Origin of the sequence: Pantoea sp. A4 (assembly GCF_000295955.2) — a bacterium.
GTDB lineage: Bacteria > Pseudomonadota > Gammaproteobacteria > Enterobacterales > Enterobacteriaceae > Pantoea > Pantoea multigeneris.
The window spans coordinates 114082-129672 of record NZ_ALXE01000029.1 but is presented as its reverse complement, the minus strand read 5'-3'; the positions used below and the strand labels follow the sequence as shown (position 1 = coordinate 129672).

Sequence of the window (15591 nt, the reverse complement as noted above, 5' to 3'; positions counted from 1 at the left end):
GGAAAACACATGCTCTGGATAATCAGCAAATACGCCATCACGGCGGCTATGGTGGTACTGATCTCTGAGTTAGCAAAGCGCAGCGACCGGTTAGGGGGTTTGATCGCCGCACTGCCCCTCGTCACTGTGCTGGTTTTAATCTGGATGAAACTGGAAGGTCAGAGCCAGGCCAAAATTGCCAACCATGCCTGGTACACCTTCTGGTATGTCGTGCCTACCTTACCGATGTTCGTCGCCTTCCCGTTTCTCTATCAGCGGTTGGGTTTTTGGCTGACATTACTGGCCTGCTGCGCAATGACGATTGTGCTGTTTGCTCTCTGGGCGCTGTTCCTGCGCCGTTTTGGCATTGAGTTGATGTAGTGGATCACATCCTGTGCCGGATAAACATTGCGGAATGTGATCCGGCGCAGCTTTCCGGTGCGCAGATCCGATGCGAAAGATAATTTTTATTGTTATCTTTAAATGGAAAATAAATTTCAAAAAGGACCGAAAGATGAGCGCGATCCCTTCCGCAGAACAGATCATTCAACAAGAACGGGAAGCCCGGCTGCCCCGCTTTGATTTTAGCCTCGCATGGACCATTGGACAGGCAATTCAGCAGCAAGCCAGCGCGAAAAAATACCCGGTTGCCATTGAAGTTTACGCCTTTGGACAAACCGTGTTTCTGTCAGCACTGCCTGGCTCGGCACCGGAAAATATATTCTGGTTAACAAGAAAACGAAACACAGTGTTGTTTGCGGGCCATGCCTCAATGTACGTTGGCCTGGTGAATGAACAAAACGGCAAGCGTATGGAGCAACAAAACTGGATGGATCCAGCGCAGTACACCGATCACGGTGGCTCCTTCCCGCTAATCAACCAGGATGGCGTTGTTTTTGGTGCTGTCAGCGTCAGCGGACTTCCATCAGAAGACGATCACGCTCTGGCACTGTGGGGCATTCAGCAACTCCAGCAACAGCTGTCACAAGCGGGTTAATGGATTTCAATCCAAATTGACGACTTTGGTTAGTGCGGTGATGGTGATTTACATCACGCTACTCTGCGAGGTCAGGGAACCAGCAGCGGCAACATTACACCGTTAACAGATAAGCTCCACACATCAATAGCTCATCAGTTTATTGATCCAGGACAAGGCTGGGTTGTCGTGGCTCTGTCACGCTGTGTCTACCGTGTCAGGCGCAGGAGAGCAGAAGATGACCGCAAAAGCAGCACTTATCGGGGGAATTGTGGTGTGGGGGATTTACGTTGCCTGGATAGCCCATTACTACGCCGCAACCTTTGTGTCATTTGGTTCCTGAAAGACAAAACTGCAGCCACAAGCTGCAGTTTTTTATTCATACCACGCCAGAAATACACTCACAGCCTGCAAGTCACGCTGAGATTAGTGGCAGACTTGAGCCAGTTCACTTTCTGAAAGACCGGTGATGCGTAATACAACATCACGATCAATGTGGTTGGCCAGCATTTTTTCGGCGAGTTCGAGCGTTCTCTCACTCTTCATTTCTAATCGGCCCTCTAATCGGCCCTCTTCAAGACCTCTTTTTCTGCCAATTTCTTCCAGTTGTTCTGCAATCGTCATTAAATCATCCTCGTGTTTTGGCAGCTTATGTGCCAGTTCAACGACAAACGTTTTAGCATCAAAGGTTTCACCCGTTTTAAGCAGGTAGTTTATCAGAGAAACTAGTTGCTGTCGTGTGATAGCCTCAACAGTTAAGATTTTGTTTAATTGTTTAAACAAAGGTGAGAGGTCGCGCTGAAATATGTGCTTTTGTATAAGCGTCAGTGCTGCCATTCGCCGATGATGCACAATTTCATCATCTGGAATAACGGTGACATCCACCAAAATAAACTGGCTTTTGTAGAAATACTCCGCCTGTTTAGGATCGTAGAACACGTCCAGCAATGAAGTTGTGTACGGGTAAGGGCTTCTTTTTCCGGCATAAAACAGTACTGGAACCACTAACGGCAACTTCTTATGGCCCGCATCAAGATGCCGCTGCATTGCAGCTATACCATAACGAAGCAGCCGAAAGGCCATGTGTTGATCAGGGCTTGACTGATGTTCAATCAAAACATAGATATAAGCATCCTGATCCGCGACTTTCAGGCTATACAGGACGTCACTAAAATAAGGACGAAGCGTCTCTTCGACAAAGTTACCGCATTCCAGCTTTAATGTAGAATAATCACACATCGTCTGTAGCGATTCAGGTAAGTGCAACTGCATAAAATCCTGTGCGGTTTCAGGATGCATTAAAAACTGCTTAAACACCGCATCATGAGGTGTTGAAGTTCCTCGAGGGGAATTCACTGCTATTCCATCTGCCATTACGTTTTCCCTGGGTTGGTTAACGCGGCAGAATGCTAGAGAAATTTAAGCCCAATAACGGCAAGACCTGGCCTGGAATAAACGTATTTCGGGCCATAAAAGTGCGGTAATTAAAGAGAGCTCGGGAGAAGTAACAGTATTCAATGAAAAAATTGAAACTGGCGCTCCCGTTGCGGGAGCGCCATCACAGCTATTTCAATTCAGTTTCCAGGGCTGTACCGCCCCCCATAACTTTATACAGCGTTATCAGGTTAGTGTAGTAAGCCTGCTGGGTACTGACCAGGCTGGTACGTGCGGTATATAACGTGCGTTGTGCCGTCAGCGCATCGAGATAGGTATCAATCCCGTTACGATAACGCAGATCGGCCAGATGGTAGTAACTTCCTGCCGAAGCCACATAGTTCTGCTGGCACATCAGTTGCTCGTTGATGGTGCCGCGACGTGCCAACGCATCTGCCACTTCCTGGAATGCCGTCTGCACGGCTTTCTCATAGGCTGCTACGTAATACTCTTTTTGCGCTTTGGTGTAACGCAGTTGCGCGACGTTATATCCACCGGCAAAAATCGGTAGCGACACACTGGGCGCAAATGACCAAACGCCCGCACCATTTTTAAACAGCGATGAGAGCTGGCTGCTTCCCACGCCGCCGCTGGTTGTCAGTGAAATGGTCGGGAAGAAACTGGCCCGCGCCGCCCCAATGCTGGCGTTGGCGGATTTCAGCGTATGTTCAGCTTCCAACACGTCTGGACGATTCAACAGCACATCTGAAGAGATCCCGGCTGGAATATTGGCGAATGCCTGCTGCAAAGACTCAATGCCCTCGGGTAACAGGTTATCCGGAACAATTTGTCCGACCACCAGATCCAACGCGTTTTTATCCTGCGCTACGCTGGTGGTGTAGCTGGCGATATCCGACATGGCCGACTGGTAAGTGGTATCTGCTGAGGAGACATCCACCATCGAGGCCGTTCCATGCTCGAACTGCTTACGCGTCACTTCCAGCGACTGACGAGCGCTCTCTGCCGTGTCTTTAGCAATCGCCAGATTACTGCGATCGGCCGCCAGGGCCAGCCAGTAATCCACCGTATTGTACAGCACGGTTAGTCGCGTACTGCGCGCGGCTTCGGCTGTGCTGAGGTAAGTTTCATACTGCTCTCGCGTCAGACTCTGGTTCTTACCAAACAGATCCAACTCGAAGGAGCTGACACTACCCTCAGCGGTGGCACTGCTGCTAATAGCGGTCTGATTACCCGTCCCGGTCAGTGCGCGACTACGGCTGCCAGAGAGTTCTGCATTGACCGTTGGGAACAGAGCAGCGCGCTCTTCCCCATACTGGGCATGCGCCGATTTCACGCTGGCAATCGCTTCACGTAGATCACGACTGCTGCTCAGTGCCATGGTCACCACCTGGCGCAGGCGGGCATCGAGCACATACTGCTGCCAGCTCGTATTGCGATACTCCTCTTTCTGCACCGGTGTCAGCGCAGTATAGGCTGCGCCCTGCGGCGTCTGGCCTGGAACAGGTGATGCTGGTCGGTCATAGTGCGGATCAAGAGAAATACAGCCCGAAAGTAACAGGGGCAGAACCGCGATCAGAAAACGTGGTGACATCTTATTTCTCCTCCTGCGCGGCAGTATCAGTCTCTTTTCCATGTCCATAAGGCACAGACGGGAAGACTCGGCGCACAATCACAAAGAACAGCGGCACCAGGAAAATCGCCAATGCGGTCGCAGAAAGCGTACCGCCGATGATACCTGTACCGATGGCGATGCGGCTGTTAGCGCCCGCACCGCTGGAGATTGCCAGTGGCAGAACCCCGGCGGTAAAGGCCAGCGACGTCATGATGATGGGGCGCAAACGCATGGATGCGGCGTGAATGGCCGACTCAATCAGCCCTTCCCCTTTACGGTAATTTTCTTCAGCAAATTCAACAATCAAGATGGCATTCTTCGCTGAAAGACCAATGATGGTGAGCAGGGCTACCTGGAAATACACGTCGTTTTCGAGGCCGCGCACCGCTACAGCCAGCAGAGCTCCCACAACGCCCAGCGGTACTACCATCATTACAGAGAACGGCACTGACCAGCTTTCATACAGTGCAGCCAGACAGAGGAACACCACAATCAACGACAGCCCATACAGAGACATGGCCTGATTGCCCGACAGACGCTCTTGATAAGAGAGACCGTTCCACGAGTATGTGGTACCCGCAGGCAGTTTCGCAGCCAGCTTTTCCATGGCTGTCATCGCATCCCCTGAGCTTCCCCCATTACCCGCTTCCCCCTCAATTTCATAGGAAGGCAGACCGTTGTAGCGTGACAGTGCATCCGCGCCATACGCCCAGTGTGAGGTTGAGAACGCTGAGAACGGTGCCATCACGGTGTCACCACTGCTGTCTGTTCCACTGACAAACCACTGATTGATATCTTCTGGCTTGCTACGGAACTGCTGATCGCCCTGCATGTACACTTTTTTCACACGACCGCGATCGGTGAAATCATTCACATAAGTTCCGCCAATGGCGGCACTGAGCGTACTGTTGATATTACTGATTGAAAGCCCCAGTGACTGTGCTTTTTCATCATCGATATCCACCTGCAGCTGAGGCAGGTCAGGCAAGGTGTTGGCACGCACGTTCGCCATCGCACTGTCTTTGTTCGCTTCAGCAATCAGCTGGTCACGCATTTTCAACAGCTCATCACGGCTGGTGCCCGCTTTCGCCTGAAGTTCAAACGTAAAGCCATTAGACTGCCCCAAACCGGAAACGGCGGGTGGTGACAGGACAAACACCTGTGCGTCACGGATGGAAGAGAGCTTCATCATGGCGCGACCGGCGATGGCATCTGCGGTATTTTCACTGCCCTTGCGATCGCTCCAGTTTTTCAGTGCGATGAACCCGACACCGGCATTCTGTCCACTGCCAGCGAAGCTAAAGCCGTTAACCAGCATGCTAACGTTAACGTTATCTTTCTCTTCGGTCGCGAAATAGTGCTGAATCTGGTCACGCACCGCATTGGTCCGGTTTTCCGTTGCACCGGGTGCCAGGGTGTACTGCACCATAATGTAGCCCTGGTCTTCCGTTGGCAGGAAGCCAGTAGGCAGCTTGATATAAATCACCGCACAGGTCGCCAACACAATGGCATACAGTAATAAATAACGCGCGCGGCTGTGGATCACGTGTGCGACACGATGGTGATATTTGCCCTGCAATTTTTCGTAATTGCGGTTAAACCAGGCGAAGAAACGTCCCTCTTTCTTGTTTTTGTCATGTGGCTTGAGCAAGGTGGCACACAGCGCTGGCGTCAGCGTCAATGCGACAATCACTGAAAGCACCATAGAAGAGACAATGGTAATGGAGAACTGGCGATAAATAACGCCGGTCGAACCGCTAAAGAAGGTCATTGGCAGGAATACCGCCGACAGCACCATCGCGATCCCGACTAACGCTCCGGTGATCTCACGCATGGACTTTTCCGTGGCTTCCCGTGGCAGCAGGTGTTGCTCTCGCATCACGCGTTCCACGTTCTCCACCACCACGATGGCATCATCCACCAACAGCCCTATCGCCAGCACCATACCGAACATGGTTAAGGTGTTGATGGAATAACCGAAGGCCGCCAGTACGCCAAACGTGCCGAGCAGAACCACCGGGACGGCAATCGCGGGAATTAACGTGGTACGGATATTTTGCAGGAACACAAACATCACGATAACCACGAGAATGATTGCCTCAACCAGCGTTTTTACGACTTCTTCAATGGAGACTTTTACGAAATCGGTACTGTCCAGCGGATACGCCACCACATAGTTAGATGGCATACCGCGTTCGAGTTCTGCGACGGTACTTTTCACTTTCTCCGCTGTGGTCAGCGCATTCGCGCCAGAAGCCAATTGCACCGCGATACCGGAAGCAGGATGACCATTAGCCAGCACATCAGCACTGTAGTCTTCCGCGCCCATCTCAACGCGAGCAACATCGCTGAGATGCACGACCGAACCGTCCGTTTTACTTTTCAGCACAATGTTCCGGAACTGTTCTGGCGTTTGCAGGCGCGAGCGAGACTGCACCGTCGCCACCAACTGCTGCTCTTTACTGGCAGGTTGGGCACCTAATTGCCCGGAAGAGACCTGGGTGTTTTGCGCTTCAATGGCTGTTTCCACATCCGAAGGCATCAGCGAGTAGGCAGCCAGCTTAACCGGGTCCAGCCAGATACGCATCGCGTACTCTGCACCAAACACCTGTACCCCACCAACCCCAGATACACGAGCCAGCGTATCTTCGAAGTTACTGACCAGATAGTCGGCAACATCAGCAGAGTTACTTTTGTTGCTTTTGTCATACAGCGCCATGATCAACAAGAAGTCACTTTGTGCCTTCTCTACCGTAACCCCCTGTGTGGTCACCGCATCTGGCAATCGGCTTTCAGCCTGCTGAACTTTGTTCTGGACCTGAACCTGAGCGATATCCGGATCAGTTCCCTGGGCGAACGTCACGGTTATCTTGACCTGCCCGGTGGAAGCAGTACTGCTGGAGGAGAAGTAGAGTAACCCATCCAATCCGGTTAATTGCTGTTCAATAACCTGAGTAACGCTGCTCTCCAGCGTTGCCGCTGAGGCACCGGTGTAGGTGGCCTGAATACTGATTTGCGGTGGCGCGACGTCAGGGTACTGCGCAATCGGTAGACTTTGAATACTGATTATGCCGAACAGCATAATCACAATGGCGATCACCCACGCAAAAACAGGGCGGCGTATGAAAAACTGAGCCAGCATATTACTTGCCTCCGCTCGCGTCGCTATTGTTGGTGGTGCTGCTGTCAGTTTCTACCGGCTTCACCGTCATACCAGCCTGAACTTTAGCCGTGCCCTGGACAATCAGACGATCGCCGTTCTGCAACCCGCTATCCACTAGCCAGTTGCTGCCAATCACCTGGTCGGTCACGACGGTACGACTCTCAACTTTATTGTCTTTATCTACTACCAGTGCCGTGGCATTACCTTTAGCATCACGCGTAATGCCCTGCTGTGGCGCCAATATCGCGTCCTGACGCGTCCCGTTACTGACAGCAGCACGCACATACATGCCCGGCAGCAATTCATGCTCAGGATTCGGGAAGACTGCACGCAGGGTCACAGAACCGGTCGACTCATCCACAGAGACTTCCACTAACTCCAGCTTGCCCTGATGTTGATAGGTTGAGCCATCTTCCAGCGTGACAGTCACGGGTACGATCTCATTTGACTGATGCTGGGCCGTTTGCGCTTTACGCAGCTTGAGCAGTTGCACGCTGGACTGGGTTAAATCCACATAGATCGGGTCGAGGGCACGAATGGTTGCCAGTGCCGTCGTTTGTGCCGCTGAAACCAGTGCGCCAGGCGTGACAGAAGAGATACCGATGCGGCCAGCAATAGGCGCTCGCACTGCGGTGTAGTTAAGATTAATACGCGCACTTTCAACCGCGGCTTTATATTGCGCGACTGAGGCGAGGTTTTGTTGGTAAGTGGCATCGGCATCATCAGCATCCTGACGCGAGACACCGTTTTCTTTCACTAATGCACTGTAGCGTTCAGCTTTCAGTTTGCTGCTTTTGACAATCGCCACGGCGTTTTTCAACTGCGCCACCGCTTGATCGTACGTCGCTTGATAACTGGCCGGATCAATCTGGTATAGCACCTGGCCCGCTTTTACTTCATCACCTTCGGTAAAAAGACGCTTGAGAATAATGCCATCAACCTGAGGGCGAACATCTGAAACCATGGAATCGGTCACGCGTCCGGTTAACTGACTGGATAGCCCAACAGGTTGGGCTTTAAGCGTAACCACACCGACTTCCGTCGCGGGCGGGGTTGCAGATTCCGTCGCAGGTTTATCGCAAGCACTTAACAACAAAACCAGCGCGGGAATCATAAGCCGCTGAATAACCATAAGGTCAGTCCTTTTATATTATGAAATCAGTTTCCCAGTGTAACAAATAGCGAGCGAAACGGTATGTAAGTAAAGTGAAAAATAAATGACGCTTTTTTTGTAAAAAAAACGGCACTCTCAGCGCTAATTTTTGTGCATGGTCTATGATTATAAGTTGGCTCTTTAAACCGCTGTAAATTTTATTGATAATTAAACCATATTCAAATTACTGGATATTTAACTTGAATATTTTTCTGGAGTGTGGACAGCCTGGCGGGAATGGAGAGTGATATGCGAAAGCAGTAACGGCAGCCTTAGCTGCCGCCAGATAACCCTTATTTCAGCGCAATACGGACGACGCTATCAGGGCCTTTTGTGGTGTTGTCTTTATTGAAGTCCTGTTTCAGCGTGACATACAGCGTTTCACCATCAGCAGAGAGCAGCAGGCTATTTGGGTGCGTGTCAAACGACCAGCTATTTTTTACTGCCAGCGTGGTGGCATTCAGCTGCAATACTTTCTGACTTTCACGCTGACTGATATAAATCTCATTGCGTTTCGCATTAAACTTGATACCCAGGGCATCACCTTCAATACGCTTAATCACTTTTCCAGTGTGCTCGTCGAATACCAGCGTGGTTTTCGCTTTAGAATCGTCAGTCACAAACAGGCGACCCGTAGCCGGATCTTCTGCCAGGTTCAACAGCAGGTACTCTTTACCGTCACCCGGCGTCCAGCGTTTTTCAATCTTGTGGCTGTGTGGATTGATAACCAGCACTTCACCGCCGCCGTTCGCAGCATAAATACGGTCGGTCACTGGGGAATAAATAATCCCGGTTACCCATTTCCCGGCATTTTTGATGCGCGCTTTCAGTTTCATGGTCTTCGCATCAACCACCCAAATCACGCCTGGGTCGCCGACACCACCAATAAACAGATCGCCTTTATGCCAGAAAATTTCACGAGCACCGTAGTGGTCGCCATCTTTGCTGCGTTCGCTAAATTCCAGACGCTGTAGGACTTTACCGCTCTTCGCATCAATTTTGGAGATAGTGCCATCCAGTGAATTGGTGGCGAACACTTCGCTGCCCTCTGGATTGCTCGCCATACCGAAGTTTTTCAGATCGGTGTGGGTTTCTCCGGTGATTTTCAGCGTGGCGGGATCAAGACGATAAATCACCCCACCGTTAACATCTTTGAATGACTGCGCGCTGGCAACGAACAGTGCGTTGTTCTGGCCGGAGAGCGCCATTTCATACAGACCATCGCCCAGAGTGGCTTTGGTTATCTGACTGTCTGCCGCTTTCGCTGGAGCAGCCACAACCGCAGGGGCCTGGGTTTTCTGCGCGGGTGCCTGGCAGGCTGACAAAGTAAAGGCGGCAACCACCGCCAGAGCCGCCGCGCTATGACGCGGCTTGAACAACGCTTTCATGCTGAACTCCCTTGAATAATGAGGTCTTTGCATCCAGCAAAATTACCGATGCAGACGTCAAAAAGAATGAGAAGCATACGTATTATCAACCATTAAGTAAATCGACATGCCCCCAGCGCATTTTCGTCAATTTTTGTTACACCTTGCCTGCAGTAATGTCGCGACGACTCAAAGGCTAATTATTATCATTGCGATTCTCATGAGAGAACGATACCGGTAATGGGTAACCTGCAACAGTTGGCAGGAAAACCCACTGCTGGTCGGCATCACGCCATAAAACCTACATTCCTTTTAGGGAAGTGAATATGTCTTTCAAAAGCAGGGAAACCGGCACCGGTCTGCAAACCGCCGGTGTCAAAACAAGCTTTAAATGGTCTTTATTAGCCCTTTCTGTCAATGCGCTGTTCAATCCGCTGGCAGCATTGGCAGCAAGCAGCACAGCAACCACCACCACAACGGCAGCGACTTCACAGGATCTGGTGGTCGATGCCAGCGTCGCGGGCAGTGATGACAGCGATAAAAAGGATTACACCGAGCAGGTCACGCGTGCGGGCACAAAGCTGCTACTGGCACCGCGTGATGTACCGCAATCTGTGACGGTCGTGACACAGCAGCGCATGAAAGATCAGCAGTTGCAGACGGTTGGCGATGTTCTTACGAATACCACCGGGATCTCGGCCAGCCTGTATGACAGTGAGCGATCGAGCTACTACTCTCGCGGCTATGAAATAACCAGCTACAGCTACGACGATATCCCAACCTCGGTCAGTGATACCTGGAACCTCGGCGACGCCGCAGAAGACTCGGCTATCTATGACAAAATTGAGATCGTACGAGGTGCCAATGGCCTGATGAGCGGATCGGGCAGTCCGGGCGCGTCGGTGAATATGGTGCGCAAACGTGCCGATAGCAAAACCTTCACTGGCGATCTCTATGCCAGTTATGGTAGCTGGAACAATCAACGCTATGTCGCCGACCTGTCTGGTCCCCTCAACAGCACGGGTTCGGTGCGTGGCCGCGTAGTGGCGGGTTATCAGGATCAGGACAGTTGGTTAGACCGCTACCACAAGCGCAAAGAGTTCCTGTATGGCGTGGTCGATGCGGACCTCACCGACAGCACAACGCTCTCATTGGGCTATGACTTCCAGGAGAGCCAGACCGCGAACCCAACCTGGGGCGGGCTGCCTATTTGGTACAGCAACGGCGCACCAACCCACTTTGCCCGCAGCACCAACCCTTCAGCGGACTGGACACATTACGACCTCAGCTCACACAAGGTCTTTGTTAACCTCGACCAGAAATTCGACAACGGCTGGGTATTCCGTCTCAATGCCACCCATGCCCAGGCGACCGTGAATGACAAGCTGATCTACCTTGAAGATTTTGCTGATGCGCAAACCGGTCTTGGTTTATCCGCCTTTGGCAGTAAGGATCAGGGCAAACGTAATCTGGATTCTGTGGATACCTTTACCAGTGGCCCGATTGAGCTGTTTGGTCGCCAGCATCAACTGCTGGCAGGACTCAGCTTCAGCCGCCAGCACAACCGCTATTACAGTTCTGATGGTGACTTTGGTGATACCACCATGCCAGACATCAACAACTGGAACGGTGACGTGGCAGAGCCGTCATGGGGCGACTGGTATCTGGACTCTGACGATATCGTGCGACAGAAATCCATGTACACCGCCGCCCGCTTCTCCCTGGCCGATCCGCTCTCGTTGATCATTGGCGCGCGCTACACCCAATGGAGCACCCACGGCAGCAGCGGTAACGTCACCAAATATAACACCACGCCGTATGGTGGCCTGGTGTATGACATTAATGACACCTGGTCCGCCTATGCCAGCTATACCTCCATCTTCCAGCCGCAAACCTATCGTGATGCCAACGGCCATTATCTTTCACCGGTTACCGGGAAGAACTATGAAACCGGCCTGAAATCAGACTGGTACAACGGAAAACTTACCGCGACGCTGGCAGTATTCCGTCTGGAACAAAGCAACGTCGCGCAGGCGCTGGATGGTGTGTTCGTCAATAACTCCAGCGAACAGGCCTATGCCACCGCCAACGGCACCGTCAGTAAAGGGGCCGAGTTTGAACTGAATGGTGCCGTCACTGACAACCTGAAAATGACGTTTGGCATCAGCCGTTACGTGGCGCGTGACAATACCGGCGCACGCCTGAACAGTGATATGCCGGAAACGGAGATCAAGCTGTTCACCAGTTATAACCTGCCAATGCTGCCGGAACTTACCGTCGGCGGGGGCGTAAACTGGCAAAACCGCGTGTATAAAGATGCGACCTATGTTGATGGCTCAACCAAACGTTACTATCAGGGCAGCTACCCGCTGGTTAATCTGTTTGCACGCTATGACGTGACGAAACAGCTTTCCGTGCAGGCCAACCTGCAAAACCTGTTTGACCGTGGTTACTACACCTCCATGGATGATGACCTGGTCTACGGTCAGCCGTTTAACTACTCCGTCAGCCTCTCTTATCACTTCTGATGCCGCTCAAACCCCCGCTTTTTGCGGGGGTTTTCAATCCCGGCTTTTCTCTTGTCGGTGATTGTAATCGCCCGCTGAATCACGTATAAAAAATGCCTCTCCGAGGGGTGTCCAGTGATGGGCTGAGATGGTGCAAACCGAACCCTTTGAACCTGATCTGGGTCATGCCAGCGAAGGGACGGGTCGGCAATCCTGCTACGTGCAACTGCCTGTTCTTACCTCCGGATGCCCGGATCTCCTGAAAGCGAATGGAGGTCCAATGTTTCTTCCTCAGTTTGATGCTGGCCTGTATGGTCAGTTACGCCGCAATGCTGGCTCCGTCTGGCAATCCTATGTCTGTCATGATTTCGTCCAGCAACTGGGTGCAGGCACCCTGCCACATCATGCTTTCCGCCACTATCTGACCCAGGACTATCTGTTCCTGATCCACTTTGCACGCGCTTATGCGCTGCTGGTCAGTAAATTCTCTACCTTGCCGGAAATGCGTGCGGCGACAACTTCCCTCAATGCCATCGTGAATGAACTGCCGCTGCACGTGGCCTATTGCCAGCAATGGGGGCTGAATGAAAGCGAGATGGAACAGGTGACGGAAGCGGCTGAAACCATGAACTACACCCGCTATGTGCTGGATATTGGTCATCGTGGTGATGCACTGGATCTGCTCGCAGCATTGATGCCATGTGTTGCCGGTTATGCCGAAATCGGCTTACGCCTGCTCAATGATCCCAATACGGTGCTGGAAGGCAATCCGTATGCTGACTGGATCCGTAACTACGGCGATCAGGCTTATCTGCGTGGCGTGCAGTCATCCCTTGATCTGCTGGAGAAAGTGGCTCATCAGCGCGGTGGAGAGAGCCGTCTGGCCGAACTTAACACCATTTTTAACACCGCAACCCGGCTTGAAGCCGCTTTCTGGCAAATGGGGTTGGATGCACCGGCGCAATGAGAAATCCACCGTTTAATCGCACCCAGGTGCCACCGGGTATCGCCGTGCGCGATCTCTGTTTACGCTTCGGTCAGCGCACCATTTTCGAACGGTTGAGTGTCGATATTGCCAGCGGGCAAATCGTCGCCCTGCTGGGGGCCAGCGGGGCGGGAAAAACCAGCCTGCTCAGGATCATCGCCGGACTGGCACAAGCCACGTCCGGCAGTGTCATGGGCAGCGATGGGCTACCCATCAGCGGCAGAATTGCGTGGATGGGCCAAAAGGATCTGCTCTACCCGTGGCTTAGCGTGCAACAAAACGTGATGCTCGGTGCGCGCCTGCGTGGCGAGCAACCGGACCACGATTGGGCTTTGCATCTGCTCGAACGCGTCGGTTTGCAGGATCAGCGTGATGCACGTCCGGACACGCTTTCGGGAGGGATGCGCCAGCGGGCTGCGATTGCCCGTACCCTGTATGAACGTCAGCCCATTGTCCTGATGGATGAGCCCTTCTCCGCCCTTGATGCGATAACCCGCGCGCGAGTCCAGAATCTGGCCGCTGAACTGCTACAGGATCACACCGTGCTGCTTATCACTCACGATCCGGTGGAAGCCTGTCGTCTGGCGCACCAACTGATGGTGCTGTCGCCGCATCCTGCCGGACTGGACACCTCGCACACGCTGGCAGGAACCCCGCCGCGCGCGTTAGATGATCCTGAACTGCTCCGCAGCCAGGGGGCGTTAGCTCAACAACTTCTGCGAGGAGCCGAATAATGGAGAGAACCGATTCTCGCCTGAACCGCCTCTGGCGCGGGGCTGTGGTCTTTGCGGGTTTGCTGCTGCTGTGGACGCTGGTCACGATGAGCGGCGTTCCTCGTTTTCTGTTGCCCAATCCTGCCGCCGTGGTCGAAGCCTTGTGGCAGAACCGGGATTATCTGGCCGACCATACGCTGGTCACTGCGATGGAAATTCTCAGCGGGCTGGTATGCGGTGTGTTGCTGGGCAGTGTGCTGGCACTGTGTATGGTGTTTTCACCGCGCTTGCAGCGCTGGGTGATGCCCATGGTGCTCACCAGTCAGGCCATTCCGGTTTTCGCCTTAGCGCCGCTGCTGGTGTTGTGGTTTGGTTTTGGCATGAGCGCCAAGGTAGTTATGGCCGTACTGGTGATTTTCTTTCCTGTCACCTCCGCTTTCTATGACGGCCTGCGCCGCGTCAGCAATGACTACCTTGATCTGGCTCGCACCATGCGCGCTTCAGGCTGGGCACAGCTGCGCCATGTGCGGCTGATGGCCGCCTTGCCTGCCTTCGGCACCGGACTTCGCATGGCGGCGGCCGTGGCACCTATTGGAGCGATCATTGGCGAATGGGTAGGGTCAGCCGAAGGGCTGGGCTACGTCATGATGAACGCCAACGCCCGAATGCAGAGCGACTTATGCTTTGCTGCGCTGTTTATTTTGATTTTGATGACCATCGCGCTGTGGGTGGCGATCGATACCCTACTCCGCCGCCTGATTAGCTGGGCACCGGATACACATTAAAAATTTTACCAAGGAAAGACCATGTTTAAGAAAACGGCGACCGCCCTACTGTTAACCGCCTGTGTTAGTCAGGCGCATGCGGCGGAAAAACTGACACTGATGCTCGACTGGTATGTTAACCCGGATCACGCGCCGATTATGGTGGCAGAGCAGATCGGCGCCTTCAAAGCAGAAGGGCTGGACGTGAAAATCGTTCCACCTTCCGATCCTTCACTGCCGCCGCGTCTGGTAGCAGCGAAACAGGCTGATTTAGCCATCACCTACCAGCCGCAGTTGCACTTCTTCGCCGATGAAGGTTTGCCGCTGGTGCGCGTGGGCACGTTAATCAACACGCCGCTGAACACGGTCATTACCCTCGATCCTAAAGTTAAATCTCCGGCGGAACTGAAAGGTAAGACCATCGGTTTCTCCGTCAGCGGGATTGAACAGGCCACGCTGAACACCATGCTGGCCCACGACGGCGTCAGTGGCAAAGAGGTCAAACTGGTCAATGTTAACTTCCAGCTCACCAGCGCCCTGTTGACGCACAAAGTCGATGCCGTGATTGGCGGTTATCGCAATATTGAAGCGCTGGAGATGAAAATGCAGGGGGCAAACCCGGTGGTGTTCAACGTGGAAGATTATGGCGTACCTGCTTACGATGAGCTGATCATCGTTGCTAACCGCGACGAAGTGAACGACCCACGGATTAAGAAATTCCTCGACGCGCTGAAAAAAGGCAGTGACTACCTGCACGCGCATCCGGAAGAGAGCTGGAAAGCATTTGCCGCCGCGCACCCGGAGCTGAATACCGACTTCAATCATCAGGCATGGATGGCATCACTGCCTCTGTTCGCACGCAACCCGGCGAAGCTGGACAAAGCCCGCTACGACGCGTACGAAAAATTCCTGTTTGATAACAAGCTGATCAAAAAAATCACGCCGGTTGACAGCTACGCCGTCGATCCTGAGTAAGG

12 protein-coding genes and 1 riboswitch are annotated in these 15591 nt (G+C 52.9%); of the genes, 7 read left to right on the top strand and 5 right to left on the bottom strand.

The features are described 5' to 3' along the window. Positions 1-9 precede the first annotated feature (9 nt). Positions 10-360, top strand: a complete 351-nt coding sequence (locus B880_RS0115065; RefSeq protein WP_017348269.1) for a DUF3147 family protein — start codon at positions 10-12, stop codon at positions 358-360. 133 nt (positions 361-493) lie between these two features. Beyond that, positions 494-976: a heme-degrading domain-containing protein gene (locus B880_RS0115060; RefSeq protein ID WP_017348268.1), complete on the top strand. Its 483-nt coding sequence runs from the start codon at positions 494-496 to the stop codon at positions 974-976. A 405-nt stretch (positions 977-1381) separates the two neighbouring features. Here B880_RS0115060 and B880_RS0115050 read toward each other — a convergent pair whose 3' ends face one another. The 5 genes from B880_RS0115050 to B880_RS0115030 all read right to left on the bottom strand — a co-directional run bounded on the left by B880_RS0115050 (position 1382) and on the right by B880_RS0115030 (position 9666). Further along, the gene (locus B880_RS0115050) at positions 1382-2329 is read right to left on the bottom strand and encodes an Rpn family recombination-promoting nuclease/putative transposase (protein ID WP_017348266.1); all 948 of its coding nucleotides are present in this window, start codon (positions 2327-2329) and stop codon (positions 1382-1384) included. A gap of 190 nt (positions 2330-2519) precedes the next feature. Beyond that, on the bottom strand, positions 2520-3941 hold the full coding sequence (locus tag B880_RS0115045) for an efflux transporter outer membrane subunit (RefSeq protein WP_017348265.1): 1422 nt from the start codon (positions 3939-3941) through the stop codon (positions 2520-2522). A gap of 1 nt (position 3942) precedes the next feature. After that, on the bottom strand, positions 3943-7104 hold the full coding sequence (locus tag B880_RS0115040) for an efflux RND transporter permease subunit (protein ID WP_017348264.1): 3162 nt from the start codon (positions 7102-7104) through the stop codon (positions 3943-3945). A 1-nt stretch (position 7105) separates the two neighbouring features. Then, on the bottom strand, positions 7106-8257 hold the full coding sequence (locus B880_RS0115035; protein ID WP_017348263.1) for an efflux RND transporter periplasmic adaptor subunit: 1152 nt from the start codon (positions 8255-8257) through the stop codon (positions 7106-7108). 314 nt (positions 8258-8571) lie between these two features. Next, on the bottom strand, positions 8572-9666 hold the full coding sequence (locus tag B880_RS0115030; protein WP_017348262.1) for a YncE family protein: 1095 nt from the start codon (positions 9664-9666) through the stop codon (positions 8572-8574). Between the two features lie 305 nt (positions 9667-9971). Here B880_RS0115030 and fhuE point away from each other — a divergent pair, with 305 nt between their 5' ends. From fhuE to B880_RS0115005, 5 genes are all read left to right on the top strand, one after another. Beyond that, positions 9972-12173, top strand: a complete 2202-nt coding sequence (fhuE, locus tag B880_RS0115025; RefSeq protein WP_017348261.1) for a ferric-rhodotorulic acid/ferric-coprogen receptor FhuE — start codon at positions 9972-9974, stop codon at positions 12171-12173. Between the two features lie 93 nt (positions 12174-12266). Further along, a riboswitch (TPP riboswitch) is annotated at positions 12267-12369 on the top strand. Positions 12370-12432: 63 nt separating this feature from the next. Next, the gene (tenA, locus tag B880_RS0115020; RefSeq protein ID WP_026042679.1) at positions 12433-13119 is read left to right on the top strand and encodes a thiaminase II; all 687 of its coding nucleotides are present in this window, start codon (positions 12433-12435) and stop codon (positions 13117-13119) included. Continuing rightward, the gene (locus tag B880_RS0115015) at positions 13116-13871 is read left to right on the top strand and encodes an ABC transporter ATP-binding protein (protein ID WP_017348259.1); all 756 of its coding nucleotides are present in this window, start codon (positions 13116-13118) and stop codon (positions 13869-13871) included. The genes tenA and B880_RS0115015 overlap by 4 nt, the downstream gene beginning before the upstream one ends. Beyond that, positions 13871-14635 carry an ABC transporter permease gene (locus B880_RS0115010; protein WP_017348258.1) on the top strand — a complete coding sequence of 255 codons (765 nt, stop codon included), beginning with the start codon at positions 13871-13873 and terminating at the stop codon, positions 14633-14635. Before B880_RS0115015 ends, B880_RS0115010 begins: the two co-directional genes overlap by 1 nt. Positions 14636-14656: 21 nt before the next feature. After that, complete coding sequence (locus tag B880_RS0115005; RefSeq protein WP_017348257.1) at positions 14657-15589, top strand: ABC transporter substrate-binding protein; 933 nt, start codon at positions 14657-14659, stop codon at positions 15587-15589. The last annotated feature ends 2 nt before the right edge of the window (positions 15590-15591 follow it).

What these genes read in the sequence shown, in the direction of transcription:
- B880_RS0115065 (WP_017348269.1), top strand. Translation starts at nt 10, where the DNA reads ATGCTCTGGATAATCAGCAAATACGCCATCACGGCGGCTATGGTGGTA.
- B880_RS0115060 (WP_017348268.1), top strand. Translation starts at nt 494, where the DNA reads ATGAGCGCGATCCCTTCCGCAGAACAGATCATTCAACAAGAACGGGAA.
- B880_RS0115050 (WP_017348266.1), bottom strand. Translation starts at nt 2,329, where the DNA reads ATGGCAGATGGAATAGCAGTGAATTCCCCTCGAGGAACTTCAACACCT.
- B880_RS0115045 (WP_017348265.1), bottom strand. Translation starts at nt 3,941, where the DNA reads ATGTCACCACGTTTTCTGATCGCGGTTCTGCCCCTGTTACTTTCGGGC.
- B880_RS0115040 (WP_017348264.1), bottom strand. Translation starts at nt 7,104, where the DNA reads ATGCTGGCTCAGTTTTTCATACGCCGCCCTGTTTTTGCGTGGGTGATC.
- B880_RS0115035 (WP_017348263.1), bottom strand. Translation starts at nt 8,257, where the DNA reads ATGGTTATTCAGCGGCTTATGATTCCCGCGCTGGTTTTGTTGTTAAGT.
- B880_RS0115030 (WP_017348262.1), bottom strand. Translation starts at nt 9,666, where the DNA reads ATGAAAGCGTTGTTCAAGCCGCGTCATAGCGCGGCGGCTCTGGCGGTG.
- fhuE (WP_017348261.1), top strand. Translation starts at nt 9,972, where the DNA reads ATGTCTTTCAAAAGCAGGGAAACCGGCACCGGTCTGCAAACCGCCGGT.
- tenA (WP_026042679.1), top strand. Translation starts at nt 12,433, where the DNA reads ATGTTTCTTCCTCAGTTTGATGCTGGCCTGTATGGTCAGTTACGCCGC.
- B880_RS0115015 (WP_017348259.1), top strand. Translation starts at nt 13,116, where the DNA reads ATGAGAAATCCACCGTTTAATCGCACCCAGGTGCCACCGGGTATCGCC.
- B880_RS0115010 (WP_017348258.1), top strand. Translation starts at nt 13,871, where the DNA reads ATGGAGAGAACCGATTCTCGCCTGAACCGCCTCTGGCGCGGGGCTGTG.
- B880_RS0115005 (WP_017348257.1), top strand. Translation starts at nt 14,657, where the DNA reads ATGTTTAAGAAAACGGCGACCGCCCTACTGTTAACCGCCTGTGTTAGT.